General features: G+C 65.5%; 22 protein-coding genes. 20 read left to right on the top strand and 2 right to left on the bottom strand.

The annotated features are described in order from the left end of the window. The first annotated feature begins 9 nt into the window (after positions 1 to 9). The 11 genes from nuoG to BXA03_RS25960 are packed head-to-tail and all read left to right on the top strand — an operon-like array spanning position 10 to position 11,139. The gene (gene nuoG / locus BXA03_RS26010; RefSeq protein ID WP_076512085.1) at positions 10 to 2,166 is read left to right on the top strand and encodes an NADH-quinone oxidoreductase subunit NuoG; all 2,157 of its coding nucleotides are present in this window, start codon (positions 10 to 12) and stop codon (positions 2,164 to 2,166) included. Beyond that, complete coding sequence (gene nuoH / locus BXA03_RS26005; protein WP_076512084.1) at positions 2,163 to 3,239, top strand: NADH-quinone oxidoreductase subunit NuoH; 1,077 nt, start codon at positions 2,163 to 2,165, stop codon at positions 3,237 to 3,239. Before nuoG ends, nuoH begins: the two co-directional genes overlap by 4 nt. A gap of 12 nt (positions 3,240 to 3,251) precedes the next feature. Beyond that, a complete protein-coding gene (gene nuoI / locus BXA03_RS26000) occupies positions 3,252 to 3,761 on the top strand; it encodes an NADH-quinone oxidoreductase subunit NuoI (protein WP_058641599.1) in 510 nt (169 codons plus the stop codon). A gap of 25 nt (positions 3,762 to 3,786) precedes the next feature. Further along, positions 3,787 to 4,428, top strand: a complete 642-nt coding sequence (locus BXA03_RS25995; protein WP_076512083.1) for an NADH-quinone oxidoreductase subunit J — start codon at positions 3,787 to 3,789, stop codon at positions 4,426 to 4,428. Then, positions 4,428 to 4,736 (top strand): NADH-quinone oxidoreductase subunit NuoK, encoded by a 309-nt coding sequence (gene nuoK, locus BXA03_RS25990; RefSeq protein ID WP_058641597.1) that lies wholly within the window; start codon positions 4,428 to 4,430, stop codon positions 4,734 to 4,736. The genes BXA03_RS25995 and nuoK overlap by 1 nt, the downstream gene beginning before the upstream one ends. 2 nt (positions 4,737 to 4,738) lie before the next feature. Further along, on the top strand, positions 4,739 to 6,772 hold the full coding sequence (nuoL, locus tag BXA03_RS25985) for an NADH-quinone oxidoreductase subunit L (protein ID WP_076512082.1): 2,034 nt from the start codon (positions 4,739 to 4,741) through the stop codon (positions 6,770 to 6,772). A 22-nt stretch (positions 6,773 to 6,794) separates the two neighbouring features. Beyond that, on the top strand, positions 6,795 to 8,270 hold the full coding sequence (locus tag BXA03_RS25980; protein WP_076512081.1) for an NADH-quinone oxidoreductase subunit M: 1,476 nt from the start codon (positions 6,795 to 6,797) through the stop codon (positions 8,268 to 8,270). Between the two features lie 28 nt (positions 8,271 to 8,298). Then, complete coding sequence (gene nuoN, locus BXA03_RS25975; RefSeq protein ID WP_076512080.1) at positions 8,299 to 9,786, top strand: NADH-quinone oxidoreductase subunit NuoN; 1,488 nt, start codon at positions 8,299 to 8,301, stop codon at positions 9,784 to 9,786. A gap of 7 nt (positions 9,787 to 9,793) precedes the next feature. Beyond that, positions 9,794 to 10,102, top strand: a complete 309-nt coding sequence (locus BXA03_RS25970; RefSeq protein WP_076512079.1) for a DUF2818 family protein — start codon at positions 9,794 to 9,796, stop codon at positions 10,100 to 10,102. A gap of 3 nt (positions 10,103 to 10,105) precedes the next feature. Then, positions 10,106 to 10,699, top strand: a complete 594-nt coding sequence (locus tag BXA03_RS25965) for an NUDIX domain-containing protein (RefSeq protein ID WP_076512078.1) — start codon at positions 10,106 to 10,108, stop codon at positions 10,697 to 10,699. Beyond that, the gene (locus tag BXA03_RS25960; RefSeq protein ID WP_076512077.1) at positions 10,696 to 11,139 is read left to right on the top strand and encodes a DUF1178 family protein; all 444 of its coding nucleotides are present in this window, start codon (positions 10,696 to 10,698) and stop codon (positions 11,137 to 11,139) included. The genes BXA03_RS25965 and BXA03_RS25960 overlap by 4 nt, the downstream gene beginning before the upstream one ends. Before the next feature lie 139 nt (positions 11,140 to 11,278). On the opposite strand, the gene BXA03_RS25955 is transcribed toward BXA03_RS25960, so the two are convergent. After that, positions 11,279 to 12,967: an ABC transporter transmembrane domain-containing protein gene (locus BXA03_RS25955; protein WP_083716550.1), complete on the bottom strand. Its 1,689-nt coding sequence runs from the start codon at positions 12,965 to 12,967 to the stop codon at positions 11,279 to 11,281. A gap of 193 nt (positions 12,968 to 13,160) precedes the next feature. Here BXA03_RS25955 and BXA03_RS25950 point away from each other — a divergent pair, with 193 nt between their 5' ends. From BXA03_RS25950 to BXA03_RS25910, 9 genes are all read left to right on the top strand, one after another. Then, positions 13,161 to 13,706, top strand: a complete 546-nt coding sequence (locus BXA03_RS25950; protein WP_076512076.1) for a MarR family winged helix-turn-helix transcriptional regulator — start codon at positions 13,161 to 13,163, stop codon at positions 13,704 to 13,706. Further along, on the top strand, positions 13,703 to 15,196 hold the full coding sequence (locus BXA03_RS25945) for an efflux transporter outer membrane subunit (RefSeq protein WP_076512075.1): 1,494 nt from the start codon (positions 13,703 to 13,705) through the stop codon (positions 15,194 to 15,196). The genes BXA03_RS25950 and BXA03_RS25945 overlap by 4 nt, the downstream gene beginning before the upstream one ends. Before the next feature lie 35 nt (positions 15,197 to 15,231). Further along, on the top strand, positions 15,232 to 16,578 hold the full coding sequence (locus BXA03_RS25940) for an HlyD/EmrA/EmrK family protein (protein WP_076512074.1): 1,347 nt from the start codon (positions 15,232 to 15,234) through the stop codon (positions 16,576 to 16,578). A 21-nt stretch (positions 16,579 to 16,599) separates the two neighbouring features. Then, positions 16,600 to 18,168, top strand: a complete 1,569-nt coding sequence (locus BXA03_RS25935) for a DHA2 family efflux MFS transporter permease subunit (RefSeq protein ID WP_076512073.1) — start codon at positions 16,600 to 16,602, stop codon at positions 18,166 to 18,168. A 314-nt stretch (positions 18,169 to 18,482) separates the two neighbouring features. Continuing rightward, on the top strand, positions 18,483 to 19,253 hold the full coding sequence (locus BXA03_RS25930; RefSeq protein ID WP_076512072.1) for an ABC transporter ATP-binding protein: 771 nt from the start codon (positions 18,483 to 18,485) through the stop codon (positions 19,251 to 19,253). 77 nt (positions 19,254 to 19,330) lie between these two features. Continuing rightward, positions 19,331 to 20,041, top strand: a complete 711-nt coding sequence (locus BXA03_RS25925; protein ID WP_076512071.1) for an ABC transporter ATP-binding protein — start codon at positions 19,331 to 19,333, stop codon at positions 20,039 to 20,041. Positions 20,042 to 20,082: 41 nt separating this feature from the next. Beyond that, the gene (locus BXA03_RS25920; RefSeq protein ID WP_076512070.1) at positions 20,083 to 21,276 is read left to right on the top strand and encodes an ABC transporter substrate-binding protein; all 1,194 of its coding nucleotides are present in this window, start codon (positions 20,083 to 20,085) and stop codon (positions 21,274 to 21,276) included. Between the two features lie 96 nt (positions 21,277 to 21,372). Continuing rightward, positions 21,373 to 22,248 carry a branched-chain amino acid ABC transporter permease gene (locus tag BXA03_RS25915; RefSeq protein WP_076512069.1) on the top strand — a complete coding sequence of 292 codons (876 nt, stop codon included), beginning with the start codon at positions 21,373 to 21,375 and terminating at the stop codon, positions 22,246 to 22,248. A gap of 16 nt (positions 22,249 to 22,264) precedes the next feature. Next, entirely contained in the window at positions 22,265 to 23,239 is a 975-nt protein-coding gene (locus BXA03_RS25910; protein ID WP_076512068.1) for a branched-chain amino acid ABC transporter permease, read from the top strand. A 222-nt stretch (positions 23,240 to 23,461) separates the two neighbouring features. Here BXA03_RS25910 and BXA03_RS27405 read toward each other — a convergent pair. Next, a partial coding sequence (locus tag BXA03_RS27405) for a hypothetical protein (protein WP_234983846.1) occupies positions 23,462 to 23,665 on the bottom strand: 204 nt, incomplete at its 5' end.

The following is a 23,665-nucleotide window of genomic DNA, read 5'->3' as shown; positions in this document are numbered from 1 at the left end:
GAACCTCACATGATCGAAATCGAACTCGACGGCAAGAAGGTCGAAGTGGCCGAAGGCAGCATGGTCATGCATGCGGCCGACAAGGCCGGGACCTACATCCCGCATTTCTGCTACCACAAGAAGCTCTCCATCGCCGCCAACTGCCGCATGTGCCTGGTGGACGTGGAGAAGGCGCCCAAGCCGATGCCGGCCTGCGCCACGCCCGTGACGCAGGGCATGATCGTGCGCACCCAGTCCGACAAGGCCGTCAAGGCCCAGAAGTCGGTCATGGAATTCCTGCTGATCAACCATCCGCTGGACTGCCCCATCTGCGACCAGGGCGGCGAATGCCAGCTGCAGGATCTGGCGGTGGGCTACGGCGGCGGCGCCTCGCGCTACCAGGAAGAAAAGCGCGTGGTGTTCCACAAGGACGTGGGACCGCTGATCTCCATGGAGGAGATGAGCCGCTGCATCCACTGCACCCGCTGCGTGCGCTTCGGCCAGGAAGTGGCCGGCATCATGGAACTGGGCATGGTGAACCGGGGCGAGCACTCCGAGATCAGCACCGTCGTCGGCGACACCGTCGACTCCGAGCTGTCGGGCAACATGATCGACATCTGCCCGGTGGGTGCGCTCACGAGCAAGCCTTTCCGCTACAGCGCCCGCACCTGGGAACTGTCGCGCCGCAAGTCGGTGAGCCCGCACGATTCCACCGGCGCCAACCTGATCGTCCAGGTCAAGAACAACCGTGTGATGCGCGTTCTGCCGCTGGAGAACGAAGACGTCAACGAGTGCTGGATCGCCGACCGCGACCGCTTCTCGTACGAGGCCCTGGACAGCGCCGCGCGCCTGACGCAGCCCATGCTCAAGCAGGGCGGCCAGTGGCAGGCCGTGGACTGGCAGACGGCCCTCGAGTACGTTGCCACCGGTCTAAAGCAGATCAAGGCCGATCATGGCGCTGGCGCCATCGGCGCGCTGGTGAGTCCGCACAGCACCGTGGAAGAACTGGCCCTGGCCGGCGCGCTGGTGCGTGGCCTCGGCAGCGAGAACATCGACCACCGGCTGCGCCATGCCGACTTCGGCAATGTGGGCAGCGGCATCCGCTGGCTGGGCACCCCCATCGCCTCGCTGTCGAACCTGCAGCGCGTGCTGGTGGTCGGCAGCAACCTGCGCAAGGACCATCCGCTGTTCGCGCAGCGCATCCGGCAGTCGGTGCGCAAGGGCGGCAAGCTGTTCGCCATCGCATCGGCCGAGCAACTGGCGGCCGATGCCTCATGGGCCATTCCGCTGGCTGGCTTCCAGCAGGTCGAGGCGGCCGGCTGGTACGGCGCGCTGGCCCAGATCGCGGCCGCCGTGGCGGCAGAGAAGGGCGTCGCCGCACCCGCGCAAGTTGAGGTGACCGAAGCCGCTCGCGGCGTGGCGCAGGCCCTGGTGGGCGGCGAACGCAAGGCCGTCCTGCTGGGCAATGGTGCAGCGCACCATGCCGAGGCTTCGCGTCTGCTCGCGCTGGCCCAGTGGATCGGCGCCCAGACCGGCGCCAGCGTCGGCTACCTGACCGAAGCGGCCAACACCGTCGGCGCGCAATGGGTCAACGCCCAGCCGGGCGCCAAGGGCCTGAACGCCGGCCAGATGCTGGCAGGCGGCCTCAAGGCGGCGCTGCTGCTCAACACCGAGCCGGTGTTCGATTCGGCCGCCGGTGCGCGTGCCGCGGACGCATTGGGTCAGGCGCAGATGGTGGTCACCCTGAGCCCCTTCAAGGCCAACCTCGAATTCAGCGACGTGCTGCTGCCCATCGCGCCCTTCAGCGAGACGCCGGGCACCTTCGTCAATGCCGAAGGCCGCATCCAGAGCTTCCATGCCGTGGTGCGCCCCCTGGGCGAGGCACGTCCCGCGTGGAAGGTGCTGCGCGTGCTGGGCAACCTGCTGGGGCTGTCGGGCTTCGACTTCGAGTCGACGCAGGACGTGATGGCCAAGGTGCGTGGCTCGGTCGCCGCAGACTTCGTCACAGCCGAGCGCCTGGGCAACGACGCCCCGGCCGTCGACCTGGCATCCGCCTCGGCCGCCGGCCACGCTGCGCCGGTCACTGCCGCCATCTACCAACTGGATTCGCTGGTGCGCCGCGCACCGTCGCTGCAACTGACGACCGACGGCCGCCGCGCCGCCGCCGCACAGGAGGTGTCGGCATGATCGACGCGCTGTACAACGCCGGCTACGGCCTCATCGGCGCCCACTGGTGGACGGCCGGTGGCTGGCCCGTCATCTGGGCGCTGCTCAAGATCATCGCGGTGCTGCTGCCCGTGCTGGGCGCCGTGGCCTACGCCACGCTGTGGGAGCGCAAGTTCCTCGGCTGGATCCAGGTGCGCCACGGACCCAACCGGGTCGGCCCCTTCGGCCTGCTGCAGCCGATCGCCGACGCGGTCAAGCTGCTGACCAAGGAGCTGATCAACCCGACGGCGGCGAGCTCCGGCCTGTTCCGCCTCGGCCCGGTCATGGCCATCATGCCAGCCCTCGCGGCCTGGGTGGCCATTCCCTTCGGCCCCGACGCGGTCATCGCCAACGTCAACGCCGGCCTGCTGCTGATCATGGCCATCACCTCCATCGAGGTGTACGGCGTGATCATCGCCGGCTGGGCCTCGAACTCGAAGTACGCCTTCCTGGGCGCCCTGCGCGCCTCGGCCCAGATGGTGAGCTATGAAATCGCGATGGGCTTCTGCTTCGTCGTGGTGATCATGGTCTCGGGCAGCCTGAGCCTGGGCGACATCGTCGCCGTGCAGGGCAAGGGCACCTTCGCGGACATGGGCCTGTCCTTCCTGTCCTGGAACTGGCTGCCGCTGCTGCCCATCTTCATCGTCTACCTGATCTCGGGCGTGGCCGAAACCAACCGCCACCCCTTCGACGTGGTGGAAGGCGAGGCCGAGATCGTGGCCGGTCACATGGTCGAGTACTCGGGCATGGGCTTCGCGATCTTCTTCCTGGCCGAGTACGCCAGCATGTGGCTCGTGTCGATCCTAGCCGTGCTCATGTTCCTGGGCGGCTGGCTGCCCCCGGTGGGCTTCCTGGACTTCATCCCCGGCTGGATCTGGCTGGGCCTGAAGACCTTCTTCGTGCTGTCGCTGTTCATCTGGATCCGCGGCACCTTCCCGCGCTTCCGCTACGACCAGATCATGCGCCTGGGCTGGAAGATCTTCATCCCCGTCACGCTGGTCTGGCTGCTGATCGTCGGCGGCTGGATGCAGACGCCCTGGAACATCTGGAAATAAGGTGGACCACGAATGACTGCCGTCGCTGCTTCTCCTTTTTCGATCAAGGACTTCTTCAAGAGCTTCATGCTCGTGGAACTGTTCAAGGGCATGGCCCTGACGGGGCGCTATGCGCTACGCCGCAAGGTCACCGTCCAGTTCCCTGAAGAAAAGACCCCCCTGTCGCCGCGCTTCCGCGGCCTGCACGCCCTGCGCCGTTACGAGAACGGCGAAGAGCGCTGCATCGCCTGCAAGCTCTGCGAGGCCGTGTGCCCCGCCGTGGCCATCACCATCGAGTCCGCCGTGCGCGACGATGGCACCCGCCGCACCACCCGCTACGACATCGACCTGACCAAGTGCATCTTCTGCGGCTTCTGCGAAGAGAGCTGCCCGGTCGATTCGATCGTCGAGACGCACATCCTGGAGTACCACGGCGAGAAGCGCGGTGACCTGTACTTCACCAAGGACATGCTGCTGGCAGTGGGCGACCGCTACGAGCAAGAAATCGCGGCCAGCAAGGCGGCCGACGCCAAGTACCGCTGAACCGGCGAAGCGAAAAGAAAAACCCATGGACGCCAAGACCGGCTTCTTCTATCTGTTCTCGGTCGTGCTGCTGTTTGCAGCCTTCCGGGTCGTGACCGCCCGCAACCCCGTGCATGCGGTGCTGTACCTGATGCTCGCCTTCTCGCAGGCCTCCGCCGTGTGGCTGCTGCTCAAGGCCGAGTTCTTGGCCATCGTGCTCGTGCTGGTGTACCTCGGCGCGGTGATGGTGCTCTTCCTCTTCGTCGTGATGATGCTCGACCTCAACGTCGACCATCTGCGCCAGAACTTCTGGAAGCACTTCCCGCTGGCCGCGCTGGTGGGCGTGGTGATCGCCCTCGAGATGGCCTATGTGCTGATGGGCGGCTTCCGCTTGCAGACGCCCGCTGCCGAGGTCGCGTCCGCAGCCGGCCAGGCGTCCAACACCAAGGCCCTGGGCCTGCTGCTCTACAGCGAGTACGTCTACCCGGTGCAGGTCGCGGCCGTGATCCTGGTCGTGGCCATGATCGCCGCCATCGCCCTGACGCTGCGCCGCCGCAAGGACACGCGCTACGTGGACGTGAAGGACCAGATCCATGTGAAGGCCCGCGACCGCCTCCAGGTGGTCAAGGTGGCGCCCACCCAGGCCCCGCAACCCGCCGCCCCCGCCGCGGAAGGGGAGAGCAAGTGATGACATTGACCCTCGGCCACTACCTGTCGCTCGGCGCCATCCTGTTCGCGCTGGCCGTCATCGGCATCTTCCTCAACCGCAAGAACCTCATCGTGCTGCTGATGTGCATCGAGCTGATGCTGCTGGCGGTCAACATGAACTTCGTCGCCTTCTCCTCCTACCTGGGCGACATGCACGGACAGATCTTCGTGTTCTTCATCCTCACCGTGGCAGCGGCCGAATCGGCCATCGGCCTGGCACTGCTGGTACTGCTGTTCCGCAACAAGTCGACCATCAACGTCGATGAACTCGACGCGCTGAAGGGATAACGATGGCCACGACCTTGTCTGCATCCACCCTGCTGGCGGTGCCGCTGGCACCGCTGGTCGGCTGCGTGCTCGCCGGTATCCTCGGCACGCAGTTCGGCGGCAACCGCATTGGCCGTGCCGCCTCGCATTCGCTGACCATCCTGGGCGTGTTCGTCGCCTTCGTGCTGTCGGCCCTGACGCTCTACAGCGTCGCCGTCGACGGCGCCCGCTTCAACGCCACCATCTACGAATGGATGGTCGTGGGCGGCCTGAAGATGGAAGTCGGTTTCATGATCGACAGCCTGACGGCCATGATGATGTGCGTCGTCACCTTCGTGTCGCTGATGGTGCACATCTACACCATCGGCTACATGGAAGAGGACGAGGGCTACAACCGCTTCTTCGCCTACATCTCGCTCTTCACCTTCTCCATGCTGATGCTGGTGATGAGCAACAACCTGCTGCAGCTGTTCTTCGGCTGGGAAGCGGTGGGTCTGGTGTCGTACCTGCTGATCGGCTTCTGGTACAACAAGCCGACGGCCATCTTCGCCAACATGAAGGCCTTCCTGGTCAACCGCGTGGGTGACTTCGGCTTCATCCTCGGCATCGGCCTGATCGCGGCCTATACGGGCACGCTCAACTACACCGAGATCTTTGCCAAGTCGGGCGAGCTGGGCAAGATGGGCTTCCCGGGCACCGACTGGATGCTGATCACCGTGATCTGCATCTGCCTGTTCATTGGCGCGATGGGCAAGAGCGCGCAGTTCCCGCTGCACGTCTGGCTGCCGGACTCGATGGAAGGCCCGACGCCCATCTCCGCGCTGATCCACGCCGCCACGATGGTGACCGCCGGCATCTTCATGGTGTCGCGCATGTCGCCGCTGTTCGAGCTGTCGGACACGGCCCTGAACTTCATCCTGGTGATCGGTTCGATCACGGCGCTGTTCATGGGCTTCCTGGGCATCATCCAGAATGACATCAAGCGCGTGGTGGCCTACTCGACGCTGTCCCAGCTGGGCTACATGACCGTGGCGCTCGGCGTGTCGGCCTACCCGGTCGCCGTGTTCCACCTGATGACGCACGCCTTCTTCAAGGCGCTGCTGTTCCTCGGCGCCGGCTCGGTCATCATGGGCATGCACCACAACCAGGACATCCGCTGGATGGGTGGCGTGCGCAAGTACATGCCCATCACCTGGGTCACCTTCCTGCTGGCCTCGCTGGCGCTGATCGGCACACCGTTCTTCTCGGGCTTCTATTCCAAGGACGCCATCATCGAGGCGGTGCACGCCAGCCATCTGCCGGCTGCGGGCTTCGCCTACTTCTCGGTGGTGGCCGGCGTGTTCGTCACGGCCTTCTACTCGTTCCGCCTCTACTTCCTGGTCTTCCACGGCAAGGAGCGCTACGACCAGAACCCGGACGCGCATCACGACGACGCCCATGGTCACGGCCACGACGACCACCACGGCCATGGCCACCACGAGCCGCACGAATCGCCGAAGGTGGTGACGGTGCCGCTGCTGCTGCTGATGATCCCGTCGGTGGTGATCGGCTTCTTCACGCTGATGCCGATGCTGAACAGCTTCTTCGACGGCGTGATCTTCGTCGACACGGCGCGCCACCACGCCATGGCGGAGCTGCGCGAGGACATCCACGGTCCCGTCGCCATGGCCCTGCATTCGCTGACCAGCCTGCCGCTGTGGCTCGCCATCGCCGGCGTCGCGCTGTCGTACTACATGTACATGGTCAACCCGGCGCTGCCGGCCGCCATCAAGCGCGCCTGCATGCCGATCTACAACCTGCTCGAGAACAAGTACTACCTCGACTGGATCAACGAGAACATCCTGGCCCGCGGCGCCCGCGCACTTGGCACCGGGCTCTGGAAGGGCGGCGACCAGGCCATCATCGACGGCGCGCTGGTCAATGGCTCGTGGAAGCTGGTGGGCCGCATCTCGGCGGCCATCCGCTGGATCCAGTCCGGCTACATCTATCACTACGCCTTCGCGATGCTGCTGGGGGTGTTCCTTCTCATGACGTACTTCGTCTGGTTCAAGCGCTGACGCGGGCTGGAGAACAAAAAAAATGGGTTTGCTGAGCCTTGCCATCTGGCTGCCGATCGTGATTGGCGCCTTGCTGCTGGCGTTTGGGCGGGACGACCAGGCGCGCTTCGTGCGCTGGGCGGCACTCGTCGGGTCGGTGGCGAGCTTTCTCGTCACCATTCCGGTGTACACGCGCTTCCAGACCGGCACCGCCGCGATGCAGTTCGTCGAGCGTGCGCCGTGGATCGAGCGCTTCAACATCAACTACCACCTGGGCGTGGACGGCCTGTCGATGTGGTTCGTGCTGCTCACGGCCTTCATCACGGTGATCGTCGTGATTTCGGCCTGGGAGGTGATCACCGAGCGCGTCAACCAGTACATGGGCGCGTTCCTGATCCTGTCGGGCCTGATGATCGGTGTGTTTTCCGCGCTGGACGGCATGCTGTTCTATGTGTTCTTCGAGGCCACGCTGATCCCGATGTACCTGATCATCGGCATCTGGGGTGGTCCGAACCGGATCTACGCGGCCTTCAAGTTCTTCCTGTACACGCTGCTCGGCTCGCTGCTGATGCTGGTGGCCCTGGTCTATCTGTACCGCGCCTCTGGCGGCAGCTTCGACATCGCGACCTGGCACCGTACGCCCCTGGGTTCCACGGCGCAGACGCTGATCTTCTTCGCGTTTTTCGCCGCCTTTGCCGTGAAGGTGCCGATGTGGCCGGTCCACACCTGGCTGCCCGACGTGCACGTCGAGGCGCCCACCGGCGGCTCCGCCGTGCTGGCCGCCATCATGCTGAAGCTGGGCGCCTACGGCTTCCTGCGCTTCTCCATGCCGATTGCGCCCGATGCTGCCCGTGAGTGGGCCTGGCTGATGATCGCGCTGTCGATCGTGGCGGTGATCTACGTGGGCCTGGTGGCCATGGTCCAGCGCGACATGAAGAAGCTGGTGGCCTATTCATCGGTGGCGCACATGGGCTTCGTGACGCTGGGCTTCTTCATCTTCAATCCGCTCGGCGTGGCGGGCGGCATCGTGCAGATGATCGCCCACGGCTTCGTTTCGGGCGCAATGTTCCTGTCCATCGGCGTGCTGTACGACCGCATGCACTCGCGTCAGATCGCCGACTACGGCGGTGTGGTCAACGTGATGCCCAAGTTCTCGGCCTTCGCGCTGCTGTTCGCCATGGCCAACTGCGGCTTGCCCGCCACCGCCGGCTTCGTGGGCGAGTGGATGGTGATCCTGGGCGCCGTGAAGGCCAACTTCTGGATCGGCCTGATGGCTGCCACCGCGCTGATCTTCGGCGCTGCCTACACCCTGTGGATGTACAAGCGGGTGTACCTGGGACCCATCGGCAACGACCATGTGAAGGAACTGACGGACATCAATGGCCGCGAGTTCTTCATGCTCGCCGTGCTGGCTGTGGCCGTGCTGTGGATGGGCCTGGATCCCAAGCCTTTCACCGACGTGATGGACGTTTCCGTGGCCGAGCTGCTGCGCCACGTGGCCGCCTCCAAGCTGCCCTGACCAGAGTCCACGCAGACAAGAGAACAAGATGATCGACAAACTCAGCTGGGTGGCTGTCTACCCCGAGATCCTGCTGCTGGTGATGGCGTGCGTCATCACGCTGTTCGACCTCCGTGTCAGCAGCACGCATCGCACCGCCACGCATTGGCTCACGATGCTCACGCTGGCCGCGACGGCGCTGCTGACCGGCATGAACGCCATGGCAGGACACACTTTCCACGGCTTCGGTGGCATGGTGGTCAGTGACCCGATGGGCAACTGGCTCAAGTGTTTCTCTGCCGTGGCGCTGATGGTCACGCTGGTCTATGGCCGTCCCTATGCGGCCGACCGCCAGATGCTGCGCGGCGGTGAGATGTTCACGCTCAGCCTGTTCTCGCTGCTGGGCATGTTCGTGATGATCTCGGGCAGCAACTTCCTGATGATCTACCTGGGCCTGGAACTGCTCACGCTGTCCAGCTATGCCCTGGTGGCCCTGCGCCGCGACCATGCGACGGCCAGCGAAGCCGCCATGAAGTATTTCGTGCTCGGCGCCATGGCCAGCGGCTTCCTGCTCTATGGCATGTCGATGATGTACGGCGCCACCGGCTCCCTGGACGTCAACGAAGTCTTCAAGAGCATCGCCAGCAGCAAGGTGAACCACCAGGTGCTGGTGTTCGGCCTGGTGTTCATCGTCGCCGGCCTGGCCTTCAAGCTGGGCGCCGCACCGTTCCACATGTGGCTGCCGGACGTCTACCATGGCGCCCCCACGGCCGTGACGCTGCTGATCGGCGCGGCGCCCGAGCTGGCTGCCTTCGCCATCGTCATCCGCCTGCTGGTGGAAGGCATGCTCCCGCTGGCCTTCGACTGGCAGCAGATGCTGGCCGTGCTGGCCGTGGCCTCGCTGCTGGTGGGCAACCTGGCCGCCGTCGCGCAGACCAACCTCAAGCGCATGCTGGCCTACTCGACCATCGCGCAGATGGGCTTCGTGCTGCTGGGCCTGGTGGCCGGCGTGATCGACGGCAACACGCTCAACGCCCAGTATGCGTACAGCGCGTCGATGTTCTACATCGTGACCTATGTGCTGACCACGCTGGCGAGCTTCGGCATCATCCTGCTGCTGGCCCGTGAAGGCTTCGAGAGCGAAGAGATCTCCGATTTGGCGGGACTCAACCAGCGCAGCCCGCTGTACGCGGGCGTGATGGCCATTGCGATGTTCTCGCTGGCCGGCATTCCGCCGCTGGTCGGCTTCTACGCCAAGCTGGCTGTGCTGCAGGCCCTGCTCGCGTCGGGTCAGGGCGTGTACATCGGCCTTGCGGTGTTCGCCGTGATCATGTCGTTGATCGGCGCCTTCTACTACCTGCGCGTGGTGAAGGTGATGTACTTCGACGCGCCGCTGACGGCTACCACCGTCGCAGCCCCGCGTGACGTTCGGGCCGTGCTGTCGGTCAACGGCGCCCTGATCCTGATCCTGGGCATCCTGCCTGGTGGCCTCATGACCCTGTGCGCCCGGGCCATCGTGGCCACGCTGGGCAACTGATTGCACCGTGGGCAGCAACGCTTCGGCCTGGGTCGTCCTCGGCGTTGCGCTGGTCCTGGCCAACCTGCCTTTCGTGAACGAGCGGCTGCTCGCCGTGCTGCCCTGGCGCACGGCAGTCAAGCCGCTCGCCGTGCGCGTGGGCGAACTGCTGCTGTGTTATCTGGTGGCAGGTCTGGTGGGCCGACTCTTCGAGGGGCGGCAGGGCATGGTGGCCGCGCAGGGCTGGGAGTTCTATGCGGTGACGGCGACCTTCTTTCTGGTGCTCGCTTTCCCGGGCTTCATCTGGCGCTACCTCCTCCCACGAAAAGGACACTGACTCGTGACCGCTGACATCGCCCACCTCGAAGAAAAGAAGGTCGCGTCGGAGCCACTGTTCCAGGGCCGGTTCTTGCGTGCCTTCCGCGACACGGTCGCGTTGCCCGATGGCGGGACGGCCACGCGCGAGTATGTGATCCATCCGGGGGCCGTCGTCGTCATTCCCTTGCTGGACGACGGTCGGCTCGTGCTGGAGCGGCAGTTCCGGTATCCCGTCGGGCAGGCGATGGTGGAGTTCCCGGCCGGCAAACTCGATGCGGGCGAAGATCCGCTGCTCTGCGGACAGCGTGAGCTGCTCGAAGAGACCGGCTACCGTGCCCGGGAGTGGGCCAGAGCTGGGGTGATGCATCTGGCCGTGGCGTACTCGACCGAGGTCATCCACATCTACTTTGCGCGCGGCCTGAGCGCGGGTGAGCGCAAGCTGGACCAGGGGGAATTCCTCGACGTGTTCACGGCGACGCCCGACGAGTTGCTCGGATGGTGCCGTGACGGCACCGTCACAGACGCCAAGACCCTGGCCTGTTCGGTCTGGATGCAGAACGTGCTTTCCGGCGCGTGGACGATGGAATGGCACGCTGCGGATAATTCCGCGCCATGAAGGTCCTGAATCTGCGTTGCGCCCAAGGGCACGGCTTCGAGGGCTGGTTCGGCTCCGAGTCGGAGTTCGAGGCCCAGCGCGACGGCGGCCAGATCGCATGCCCCCTCTGTGGTGACAAGGCCATCGTCAAAGGCCTGAGCGCGCCCCGGCTCAACCTCGGCGCCGGGCGTGAGGCGCCGCCGGCTGAACTCCCGCCACAGATGTCGCAGGAGCGGACGCCGGAAGGCCGCTGGATGCGGGCTGTGCGGGAGGTGTTGGCGAGGACCGAGGACGTCGGCGACCGCTTCGCGCAGGAGGCCCGTCGGATCCACCATGGCGAGGCGCAGGACCGCGGCATCCGCGGTCAGGCCACGCCCGAGGAGACCGTGGCCTTGCTGGAGGAAGGCATTGCCGTGCTTCCGCTCCCGTTGCCTGCTGCGCTGAAGGAAACACTGCAGTAGTCCGCATCAAGGCGACGCATGAGGTGGCGCCAGTGCTTGCTTCGTGTGGAAAAACAGAGCCCGCCGAGCGCGGGCTTCGTTTTGTCCGTTAACGGCAACGCGCGTGCGGGCGACGAACTAGCCGCCGCGCAGCGCCGAGTCAGGCGGTGAACTGAAGCGCCGCCAGCTTGGCGTAATTTCCGCCGCGGGCGATCAGCTCGGCATGCGTACCTTGTTCGACGATCGCGCCGTGGTCCAGTACCACGATGCGGTCAGCTTTCTGCACTGTCGCGAGCCGGTGGGCGATGACCAGCGTGGTGCGACCTTCCATGGCCGATTCGAGGGCGGACTGCACCACCCGCTCGCTCTCCGCATCGAGCGCCGACGTGGCCTCATCCAGCAACAGCAGCGGGGGCGCCTTCAGGATTGCGCGCGCAATCGAAAGGCGCTGCTTCTGACCGCCGGACAGCCGCACGCCGCGCTCGCCGAGAAAGGTGTTGAAGCCGTCCGGCAGCGCGTCGATGAAGCCCTCGGCATGCGCGAGACGCGCAGCCCGCCGCACCTCGGGCTCCGTTGCCTCGGGCCGGCCATAGCGGATGTTTTCCAGCGCCGTGGTTGAGAAGATCACCGCATCCTGCGGCACCAGGCCGATACGCCCGCGCAGGTCGTTCAGGGCGTACTGCGTCAACGACCGACCGTCTAGCCGTATTTCGCCAGCCTGTGGGTCGAAGAAGCGAAGCAGCAACTGGAAGACGGTGCTCTTGCCAGCGCCACTTTCGCCGACCAGCGCCACGGTTTCGCCCGGTGCCACCTGCAGCGAGAAATTGTGCAAGGCGGGTGTGCCCGGACGCGAGGGATAGTGGAACTGCACGGCGTCCAGCGCCACGTGAGCGCCTGCCGACGCTGGAGGCGCCGCCTGCACGGCGCCGGGCGAAGAAATGGCAATGGGTGCGTGCAGCAGTTCCATCAGCCGTTCGCTGGCACCGGCGGCGCGCAGCAGGTCGCCGTACACCTCGCCCAGCACGGCCAGCGCGCTGGCCAGGATCACCACGTAGACGACGGTCTGGCCCATGTGCCCTGGGCTGATCTCGCCGCGGAGCACCGCTTGCGTGCCGGCGTAAAGACCCCAGAGCAGTGCCGCGGAGGTGGTGATGATGATGAAAGCGACGAGCACGGCGCGTGCCTTGGTACGGCGCACCGCCGTCTCGAAGGCCGCCTGGGTCGAGCCGGCGAATCGCTCGGCCTCTCGCCCTTCGGCCGTGTAGCTCTGCACCACTGGGATGGCATTGAGCACCTCGGCCGCGATCGCACTGGCGTCGGCCACGCGGTCCTGGCTTGCGCGCGAAAGCCGCCGTACCCGGCGACCGAAGACAGTGGCGGGCAGGACCACCAGCACCAGCACCAGTGCCACCTGCGCCATCAACCAGGGATTGGTCCAGATCAGCATGGCGAGTGCGCCGACGCCCATCACGGCGTTGCGCAGGCCCATGCTGAGTGACGAGCCCACCACCGTCTGCACCAGCGTGGTGTCGCCAGTGAGGCGCGACAGCACTTCGCCGGTCTGTGTGGTCTCGAAGAACTGGGGGCTCTGGTGGAGTACGCGGCCATAGACGGCGGTGCGCACATCGGCGGTGATGCGCTCGCCCAGCCAGCTCACCGTGTAGAAGCGCGCTGCCGAGAACAGCCCCAGGGCGATCGCCACGGCGAAGAGGGCGAGGAAGTGCTCGCGCAGCGCCATCACCTGATCGCCGGGCGCCTTGGGCGCCAGGCCCGCGTCGATCAGGCCGCGCAACGCAATGGGAAAGACCAGGGTCGTCACCGCCGCCATCACGAGGAAGAGGCCAGCCATCGCGATCTGGAGGCGATAGGGGCGCAGAAAGGGGACAAGGCCGGCAAGCGAACGGGGAGAGGTTTTGGCGTTCTTCACGGGAATCCGGAGCAGCAGTCGCGGCGCAGGGCCGGCGGGCGCTGATTCTAGCGAGAGAGGCTGCCGCTCCAGAATCAGCCTTGACAATATTTGTCGAGGCAAATAATATTCCTGGATGTCCAAATCAGAGACAACCCCCTCCGGGGGCAATGCCGGTCCACCGCCGGCCGACTTTTATCGTCCCGAGAGCTACAAGGCTGAAGAAAGCCTGGGCTATGCCATGAAGCGCATCCTCACCGGCGTCTCGCAGGCCGTGGAAAACGAGCTGGTCGAGCCGGGAGGTCCCACCTATCCGCAGTGGGTGCCGCTGCACAAGCTGCACATGGGCAGTGCCGGCACCGTGGCCGAGCTGGCGCGGGAGTGCCAGCTGGACACGGGCGCCATGACGCGGCTGCTGGACCGGCTCGAGGCCAAGGGGTTGGTGCGCCGCGTGCGATCGCAGGAAGACCGCCGCGTCGTCAACATCGAGCTGACACCTGAAGGCCTGAGCGCCGCGCAGAAGGTGCCGTCGGTACTCAGCCGGGTCCACAACGAGATGCTGGCCGGCTTCACCAAGGCCGAATGGGAGCAACTCAAGAGCTACCTGAACCGCATCCTGGAGAACGCACAGAGAAAGCAATCCGCATGCGCTCGCGCATCGGGTCAAGGAGTTTCGCGATGACCATTTCTTCTTTTGGCGGCCGTCGTCCGGGTCGTCCTGCGCTCATGGCCCTCACTCTGGCGGTCGCGGCACTTGCAGCGGGGTGTGCCGACACCGCAGGCATCGCGTCGCATGCCCGCATGCGTGATGCGGCCCAGGCAGGTGTTCCTGTGACCACGACGAGCACCAACGACTTCGCACAGGTCGACGCCCAGTGGTGGCGCGCCTTCGGCGACGCTCAGCTCGACATGCTGGAGCAGCAGGCCCTGGCGGCCAACCCCAACCTCCAGGTGGCACGGGCACGCGTTGCGAGGGCGTTGGCAGCGACCGGCGTGGCGGAGGCTGCGGGGCGGCCCCAACTCAGCGGCGACGCCCAGCTGCTGCGCCAGCGCTACAGCGAGAACTACATCTACGGTGCACTCGGTGGCACGGTGCAGGAAAACGGCACGTTGCAGCTCAATGGCAGCTGGGAGCTCGACTTCTTCGGCCGCAATCAGGCGGCCATCCAGGCGGCGGTGGGCAGTGCGCGGGCTGCTGAAGCCGACGCCCAGGCCGCCCGCATCCTGCTCGCCACCAATGTGGCGCGCAGCTACATCCAGTGGGCGCGCCTCGAGGCGCAGCGCGATGTCGCCCGCCGCACGCTGGCCCAGCGCGAAGAGACCCTGCGTCTGGTGCGCGACCGCGTGTCGGCCGGCCTGGACACCCAACTCGAGCAGCGTCAGAGCGAAGGCGGATTGCCTGAGGCCCGTCAGCAGATCGAGGCACTGAACGAGCAGATAGACAACGCGAAACACGCACTCGACGCGCTCGTGGCGGCTCCCGAGGCGACAGCGCGGCTGACGCCCCCGTCACTGGCCGCGTTGAAGGCGGTGCCCCTCGCCGGTCAGATTCCAGTCGACCTGTTGGCTCGACGGCCTGATGTGGCGGCGGCCCGGTGGCGGGTGGAGGCAGCCGCGCGGGACGAGGACAGCGCCCGCGCCCAGTTCTACCCCAACATCAACCTCACGGCCTTTGTGGGGACGCAGTCGATCGGCTTCGACAGGTTGCTCAAGTCGGGCAGCCTGCAGTGGGGTGTGGGCCCCGCTCTCCATCTGCCCATCTTCGAAGGCGGCCGGCTGCGCGCCAATCTGGGCGGCAAAGCCGCCGATCACGACGCCGCCATCGAGAGCTACAACGTCGCGGTGATCGATGCGGTGCATGAAGTTGCGGACCAGGTGTCCAGTGCCCGCTCCATCGTCCGGCAGCAGGCCGAGCAGAGCACCGCACAACGCGCCGCCGAGGACGCCTATCAGATCGCGCTCCAGCGCTATCAGGCCGGTCTGGGCACCTACCTGAACGTGCTGACGGCCGAGACGGCGGTGCTCGCCCAGCGCCGCCAAGCGGTGGAGCTATCCGCCCGTGCCCTCGATACCCAGGCCTCGCTCGCCCGCGCGCTGGGCGGGGGCTGGGCAGGTGAGCCGTCCGCGACCGCGAAGACCGCCGCCCTCAACGAATCCGCCGCGGCGCGCTGAAACGCAGCGTCCGCCCGCCCGCAAGGAGCCAGACCATGAACGACAACATTGCTTCTTCCTCTCCCGTCGCCGACGAAAAGGCACCCAACACCCGCCGCCGCAAGGCGCTGACGACCCTCGCCGCCGTGGTGGTGCTGGCCGGTGCCGGCTGGGCGGCCTACGAATGGCTTGTGGCAGGCCACTACGAGTCCACCGACAACGCCTATGTCCAGGGCAACATCATCCAGATCACGCCCCAGGTGGCCGGCACCGTGATGAGCATCGCTGCCGACGAGACCGACTACGTCAAGCAGGGTCAGCCGCTGGTGCAACTCGATCCCGCCGACGCGCAGGTGGCGCTCTCGCAGGCCGAGGCGGCGCTCGGCCAGGCCGTGCGCCAGGCGCGCACGCTCTACGTCAACAACGGCTCGCTGGCAGCACAGGTCAACCTGCGCCAGGCCGACGTGGTGAAGGCCCAGGCCGATGTCGCGCGGGCGCAGGACGACCTTCAGCGTCGGAGCTCGCTCACCGGCAATGGCGCCGTCTCGAAGGAAGAGCTGAGTCACGCGGAAACCGCACTCGCGGGTGCACGCAGTGCCTTGGCGGCGGCCCAGGCCGGCGTGGCCGCAGCCCGCGACCAATTGGCCAGCAACCGCTCGCTCACCGAGGGGACGACGGTCGAGGAGCACCCCAGCGTCCAGGCCGCCGCCGCGAAGGTGCGCGAGGCCTGGCTGGCAACGCAGCGTGTGGCCTTGCCGGCGCCGGTCGACGGCTATGTGGCCAAGCGCACGGTCCAGTTGGGCCAGCGCGTGGCACCGGGTGCGCCGCTGATGTCCATCGTGCCGCTCGGCCAGCTGTGGGTCGACGCCAACTTCAAGGAAAGTCAGCTGCGCAGCATCCGCATCGACCAGCCTGTGACGTTGACGGCCGACGTGTACGGCAAGAAGGTGGTCTACCACGGCAAGGTCGCCGGCCTCGGCGTTGGCACGGGTGCGGCCTTCGCGCTCCTGCCGGCCCAGAACGCCACGGGCAACTGGATCAAGGTGGTGCAACGCGTGCCGGTGCGCATCAGCCTGGACATGGCCGAGCTCAAGGCCAACCCGCTGCGCGTCGGTCTTTCCATGGATGCCGAAGTCGACGTGGCCAACAGTAGCGGCAAGATGCTGGCCGATGCGCCGCGCGCTGCAGACTTTGCGTCGACCCAGGTCTACAACGGACAGGACGATGGCGCGGAGCAGGCGGTGCAGCGGATCATCGCGGCGAATCTGGGCCGACCCGCTCCTGCCGCTGCAAGTCCTGCGTCCGCGGGCACCAAGCCGGCGGTGGGCTCGCCGTCGAGCCAGGCGGCCGACAGCGGTGCCCGCCACGCGCTGCAGGCATCGGCCAACCAGCGCCCGCTCTGATCGCCGTCAGGAAATCGATCCATGGCTGCTTCTGAGTCGAAGGGGGCGCCGGCCGCCATCGCGCCATTGGAAGGGTCGGCGCGCGTGCTGGGCACCATTGCCCTGTCGGCCGCCACCTTCATGAATGTGCTGGACACATCGATCGCGAACGTGTCGCTCCCTGCCATCTCGGGTGATCTGGGGGTCAGCCCGACGCAGGGCACCTGGGTCATCACCAGCTTCGGCGTGGCCAACGCCATCGCCGTGCCGCTCACCGGCTTCCTGACGCAGCGCTTCGGGCAGGTGCGTCTGTTCATGGCCAGCGTGCTGCTGTTCGTGCTGAGCTCCTGGCTGTGCGGCATGGCGCCCAACATGACCATGCTGATCGCCTTCCGCGCGCTGCAGGGCTTCGTGGCGGGCCCGATGATTCCGCTGTCGCAGACGCTGCTGCTGTCGAGCTATCCCCGGGCCAAGGCTGGCCTGGCCATGGCGATGTGGTCCATCACCACCCTGGTGGCGCCTGTGATGGGGCCGCTGCTGGGCGGGTGGATCACCGACAACATCTCCTGGCCGTGGATCTTCTTCATCAACGTGCCTGTCGGCCTGCTGGCTGCCTCGGTCACCTGGAGCATCTATCGCAAGCGCGAGACGCCAACGCGGCGTGTGCCCATCGACGCCATCGGCCTCGGGCTGCTGGTGGCCTGGGTCGGCTCGCTGCAGTTGATGCTGGACAAGGGCAAGGAACTCGACTGGTTCCACTCGGGCCAGATCATCGGGCTGGCCGTGGTGGCGGTCGTGGGCTTCGCCTTCTTCCTGGTCTGGGAGCTGACCGAGAAGCATCCTGTGGTCGACCTGTCGCTCTTCAAGCGTCGCAACTTCTGGTCGGGCGCGCTTGCGACCTCGGTGGGGTACGGCCTGTTCTTCGGCAATGTGGTGATCCTTCCGCTGTGGCTGCAGCAGTACATGGGCTACACGGCGACGAGCGCAGGCATGGTGCTCGCGCCGGTGGGGCTGTTTGCCATCGTGCTGTCACCGGTCGTGGGCCTGACGGTGGGCAAGGTCGATCCGCGCTACTACGCCACGATGTCCTTCATCGTGTTCGCGCTGGTGGTGTGGATGCGCTCGCACTTCACCACGCAGACGGATTTCGAGACCATCATGATCCCGACGCTCATCCAGGGCATCGCGATGGCCTTCTTCTTCATCCCGCTGGTGACCATCACGCTGTCGGGCCTGCCGCCTGAGCGCATCCCTGCGGCGTCGGGGCTGTCGAACTTCGCGCGTATCACGGCGGGCGCAATGGGGACCTCGATCTCGACAACGCTGTGGGAGAACCGCGCGGCGCTGCATCACTCCCAACTGGCGGAGGCCGTCAATCCGAACAGCCCTGCGGCAGGTGCAACCCTGTCGATGTTCAGCAGTGCGGGGTTCAGCCCCGAACAGGCGCTGGCGCAGATCAATCGGCTGGCGGACCAGCAGTCCTTCATGCTGGCTACTGCCGACCTGTTCTACGGGTCTGCTGTGCTCTTCATCCTGCTGATCCCGATCATCTGGATCGCACGTCCTGCGAAGGGTGGTGGAGGGAGCGACGCCGCGGCTGGCGCCCACTGACCGATCGGCATCCCCTGCCGAACCCGCGGAGCAACGCCCGCCAGCAGCAATGCTGGCGGGCGTTGTCGTTGTGCGGCGCGCTTTCTCCTGACGCCCGCGAAGGGGCCTCCCGTGACCGCCGCGGGGCCGATTTCTGCACTGCGGCATCTTGTGCACATTGCACTGCAGCATCCGCATTTGCCCCAGTAGCAGTCGACAGGGCTGCTGCCAACAATGCGCCAACGTTCGAGGCTTGCGATGCAGGCCCGCCTGGCACGACAACAACGGAGACGCATGACCCCAAGATTCGATGCGCAGCGGCAGGAGGCCCGCGGATGAGCGACATCATTCTCGAGACGCGGCAGCTCACCAAGGAGTTCAAGGGCTTCACCGCGGTCAGCAAGGTCGACCTCCAGGTGCAGCGCGGTGCGATCCATGCCCTGATCGGCCCCAACGGTGCCGGCAAGACCACCTGCTTCAACCTGCTCACCAAGTTCCTGGAGCCCACCTCGGGCGTCATTCTGTTCAACGGGCTCGACATCACCCGCGAGCGACCGGCGCAGATCGCACGCCGGGGCATCATCCGGTCCTTCCAGATCTCGGCGGTGTTCCCGCATCTGACCGTGCTGGAGAACGTGCGGCTGGCCTTGCAACGGGCGCTGGGCACCTCGTTCCACTTCTGGAAGAGCGACCGCACGCTCGTGCCGCTCAATGCCCGGGCGCTGGAATTGCTGGCGGAGGTCGGGCTGGAGACTGTTGCCGACGACCTTGCGGTGAACCTTCCCTACGGCCGGAAGCGCGCCCTGGAGATCGCGACCACGCTCGCCATGGAGCCCGAGCTGATGCTCCTGGACGAGCCCACCCAGGGCATGGGCCATGAAGACGTGCACCGTGTGGCTGAACTGATCAAGCGCGTGTCCGTGGGTCGCACCATCCTGATGGTGGAGCACAACATGGGCGTGGTCTCGACCATCGCAGACACGATCACCGTGCTCCAGCGCGGCGCCGTTCTGGCGGAGGGGCCCTATGCCGCGGTGTCTCGCAATCCTCAGGTCATGGAGGCCTACATGGGCACGACCGACGGCCAGCTGCAAGGAGCCCACTGAATGCGCGACTGCTTGTTGCTTGAAGCCGGTTCCCGGCGTCGTCTGGATGCCGCGTACGCGCCGTCAGGGGGGCGGCCATGACCACGCCCGCCCTGGCCATCGAGGGCCTGAATGCCTGGTACGGTGAGTCACACGTACTGCATGGCGTGGACATGCATGTGAACCCTGGCGAAGTGGTCACATTGCTCGGTCGCAACGGCGCCGGCCGCACGTCCACGCTGCGGGCGGTGATGGGACTGACCGGTGCCCGCAAAGGCAGCATCCGCGTCGATGGGAAGGAAACCATCGGGCTGCCCACGCATCGCATCGCCCACCACGGGATCGGGTATTGCCCGGAGGAACGCGGCATCTTCGCCAGCCTGTCGGCAGAAGAGAATCTGATGCTGCCCCCCGCACTCAAAGGTGCTGGCGAGGGCATGTCGGTCGATGAGATCTATGCCATGTTCCCCAACCTGGCGGAGCGGCGCCACAGCCAGGGAATGCGCCTGTCCGGCGGTGAGCAGCAGATGCTGGCGGTCGCACGCATCCTGCGCACGGGCGCCCGGTTGTTGCTCCTCGACGAAATATCCGAGGGCTTGGCCCCTGTGATCGTGCAGGCCCTCGCGCGCATGATCACCACCCTCCGCGCGAAGGGCTACACCGTGCTGATGGTGGAGCAGAACTTCCGCTTTGCGGCTCCACTGGCTGATCGGTTCTATGTCATGGAGCATGGTCGCGTCGTAGAGTCTTTCGCTGCCGCCCAACTCGACGCCAAGATGCCGCTGCTCAATGAGCTGCTTGGCGTGTGATGCATCACCCGCGTTCCGTTTTCACCCCTAGGAGACACACCATGAAGATCACCCTGACCCGTGTTGCGACGGCCGTCCTGGCGCTGGGCCTCGTTGCCCCGGTGCTCGCACAGGAAAAGGTCAAGATCGGCCTCGTCACCGACATGTCGAGCCTGTACTCCGACGTGGAGGGGAAGGGCGGCGCGACCGCCATCCAGATGGCCATCGATGACTTTGGCGGCAAGGCGCTGGGCCAGCCCATCGAATTGCTCACGGCGGACCATCAGAACAAGGCGGACATCGCCGCCTCGAAGGCCCGTGAGTGGATCGACACGGCGGGCGTCACGATGGTCTTCGGCGGCACCAACTCGGGCACGGCGCTCGCCACGGCCAAGGTCGCGGCCGAGAAGAAGCGGGTGTACTTCAACAACGGCGCCGCCACCTCGGCCCTGACCAACGAGCAGTGCACGCCCTATACCGTGCACTATGCGTACGACACGGTCGCGCTGGCCAAGGGCACCGGCGCAGCAGTGGTGGACCAGGGCGGCAAGAGCTGGTTCTTCCTGACCGCCGACTATGCCTTCGGCCATGCGCTCGAGGCGGACACCACCAAGGTCATCAAGGAGAAGGGCGGCAACGTGGTCGGCTCGGTGCGCACGCCACTCAACGCCAGCGACTTCTCGTCATTCCTGCTCCAGGCGCAGAACTCCAAGGCGCAGATCCTTGGGCTGGCCAACGCCGGGGGCGACACCATCAACTCGATCAAGGCGGCCAAGGAGTTCGGCATCGACAAGACGATGAAGACAGCCGGCCTGCTGGTCTTCCTGTCCGACATCCACAGCCTGGGCCTCAAGAACACCGAGGGCCTGCTGCACACCACGAGCTGGTACTGGGACATGAACGACGAGTCGCGCAAGTGGGCACAGCGCTTCTTCGACAAGACCAAGCGCATGCCCACCGACATCCAGGCCGCCGACTACTCCGCGACCATGACCTACCTCAAGGCGGTGGAGGCAGCCAAGACCGCGGATTCGGACAAGGTGATGGAGCAGCTCAAGAAGATGACCATCAGCGACTTCTACGCCAAGGGTCAGATCCGCGCAGACGGCCGCTTCGTGCATGACATGTACCTGGTCGAGGCGAAGAAGCCAGCCGAATCCAAGCGGCCCTGGGATTACCTGAAGGTCGTCAAGACGCTGCCAGGCGATCAGGTCTTCACGACCAAGGCCGAGAGCAAGTGCACGCTCTGGAAGTGATGGGTACTGCCGGCTGACCGCTTTGCGTGCTCCGCCGGCTTCTTGGGCCGGGCTCTGCATATGAGTCCGGTCGGCAGTCTCTTCCCGTAGTCCGACATGACCGTCTCCCTTCCTGCTTTGCTGAGCCAGCTTCTGCTGGGACTCGTCAACGGATCGTTCTATGCAATCCTGAGCCTCGGCCTTGCCGTGATCTTCGGGCTGCTCAACGTCATCAACTTTGCCCATGGTGCGCTGTTCATGCTTGGCGCGGTGCTGAGCTGGGCAGCGATGAACTACTTCGGCATCGGTTATTGGTGGATGCTGATCCTGGCGCCACTGATCGTCGGATTGCTTGGCGTGGTGATCGAGCGACTGCTGCTGCGCTGGATCTACAAGCTCGACCACCTCTATGGGCTGCTCCTGACCTTGGGACTCACGCTGTTGGTCGAAGGCGTCGTGCGCTCTTTTTATGGTGTTTCTGGCCTGCAGTACGACGCGCCGGACCAGTTGTCGGGCGCCACCAACCTCGGCTTCATGATCCTGCCCAACTATCGGGCCTGGGTTGTCGTGGCATCGCTCGTGGTGTGTCTGGCCACTTGGTTCGTGATCGAGAAGACACGCCTGGGCGCCTACCTGCGTGCAGGCACGGAGAACCCTCGGCTCGTCGAGGCTTTCGGCGTCAATGTGCCTTTGATGATCACGTTGACCTACGGCTTCGGGGTGGCGCTGGCTGCATTCGCGGGCGTGTTGGCGGCGCCGGTGATCCAGGTGTCGCCGCTGATGGGTCAGAACCTCATCATTGTGGTGTTTGCCGTGGTGGTGATCGGCGGCATGGGGTCGATCATGGGTGCGATCCTCACGGGGCTCGGGTTGGGGGTGATCGAAGGCCTCACAAAAGTCTTCTATCCCGAGGCGTCCTCGACGGTCGTATTCGTGATCATGGTCGTGGTGCTGCTCATGCGACCGGCAGGTCTGTTCGGCAAGGAAAAGTAGCAAGGTGTCGCGCGCAATGAAATCCAGATCCACCTTGGGCTATGGCCTGCTGCTCGCGGCGTTGGTGGCGGCGCCATGGCTGGGCGCCTACCCGGTCTTCGTGATGAAGCTCATGTGCTTCGCGCTGTTCGCGGCTGCCTTCAACCTTTTGCTAGGTTACACGGGCCTATTGTCATTTGGACATGCGGCGTTTCTGGGCGGGTCCGCCTACGTGGCCGGGCATGCCATCAAGGTGTGGGGCGTGACGCCGGAAGTGGGGCTTCTTCTCGGCACGGCGGTGGGCGCGGTGTTGGGCTGGGTCTTCGGCATCCTTGCGATTCGCCGGCAGGGGATCTACTTCGCGATGATCACCCTTGCATTGGCGCAGATGGTCTACTTCTTCGCTCTGCAAGCGCCGTTCACGGGCGGGGAGGACGGCCTTCAGGGCGTCCCGCGCGGCAAGCTGTTCGGCATACTGAGCCTGCAGAGCGACATGATCATGTATTACGTGGCCCTGGTGGTGGTGGCGCTGGCGTTTGCGCTGATCGTGCGGACCGTGCACTCGCCCTTCGGCCAACTGCTCAAGGGCATCAAGGAGAACGAAGCGAGGGCGCTTTCCCTCGGCTACGACGTGGGTCGTGTGAAATTGGTGGCGTTCGTGATCTCGGCTGCGCTGTCAGGCCTGGCCGGTGCGCTCAAGACGGTGGTCTTGGGCTTCGCCACGCTGACCGACGTGCACTGGTCGTCATCCGGGTCCGTCATTCTGATGACCTTGCTTGGCGGGCTGGGCACGTTGTCGGGCCCACTCGTTGGTGCGACGGTAGTCGTTGCGCTCGAAAACAAGATTGGCGAGCTGGGGTCACTCTTGGCGTCCATCACAAAGGTGGAATGGTTCAGCACCCTGGGAGAGTCGGTGACCATCGTCACGGGACTGATCTTCATGGTGTGCGTTCTTGCTTTCCGAAGAGGCATCATGGGCGAGGTGATCGCCTTTTGGCATCGCAGGCGATAACGGAATATCCCCCTCCGAACCGTTCCACGGCTTCTTCGAAACACCGTGCGGGTGAGTGGATGGGCTGGCTCTAGGCGTTCGCCTCTGGCGCGAGTGGTTCATTGACGACCGGCTAGAGTGCGACGGGATGTCCTCCGCCCAGTTGGGGCCTCCCGTAGCCTGGCAAGGCCCTCGCGCACTTTTCGCTGTGGAGCTAGGCCTTGCCGAGGCTCGGCTAGGGGGCTACGATGCGGTTCCATGCTGAGCCTGGGCCGCTGCAAAACTTTTTGTAGGAGTGGTCTTGCAAGGTTCTGAAAAGCTCTCGTATACTGGCCGGCTCGCTGACTGATTAGCAGCTTTTTTGCTGAGTTTGGTTGGTGGGTGGCTTGAGAGAGTGGCAGCGGCTTCTGATGAAAAAGAAGTTGCCTTCTTAAAAAGAAGCGTGTC

The sequence above is a fragment of the Pseudacidovorax sp. RU35E genome, from assembly GCF_900156165.1.
Taxonomy (GTDB): Bacteria; Pseudomonadota; Gammaproteobacteria; order Burkholderiales; family Burkholderiaceae_C; genus Xenophilus.
This window is presented reverse-complemented; position numbering and strand designations above follow the sequence as displayed.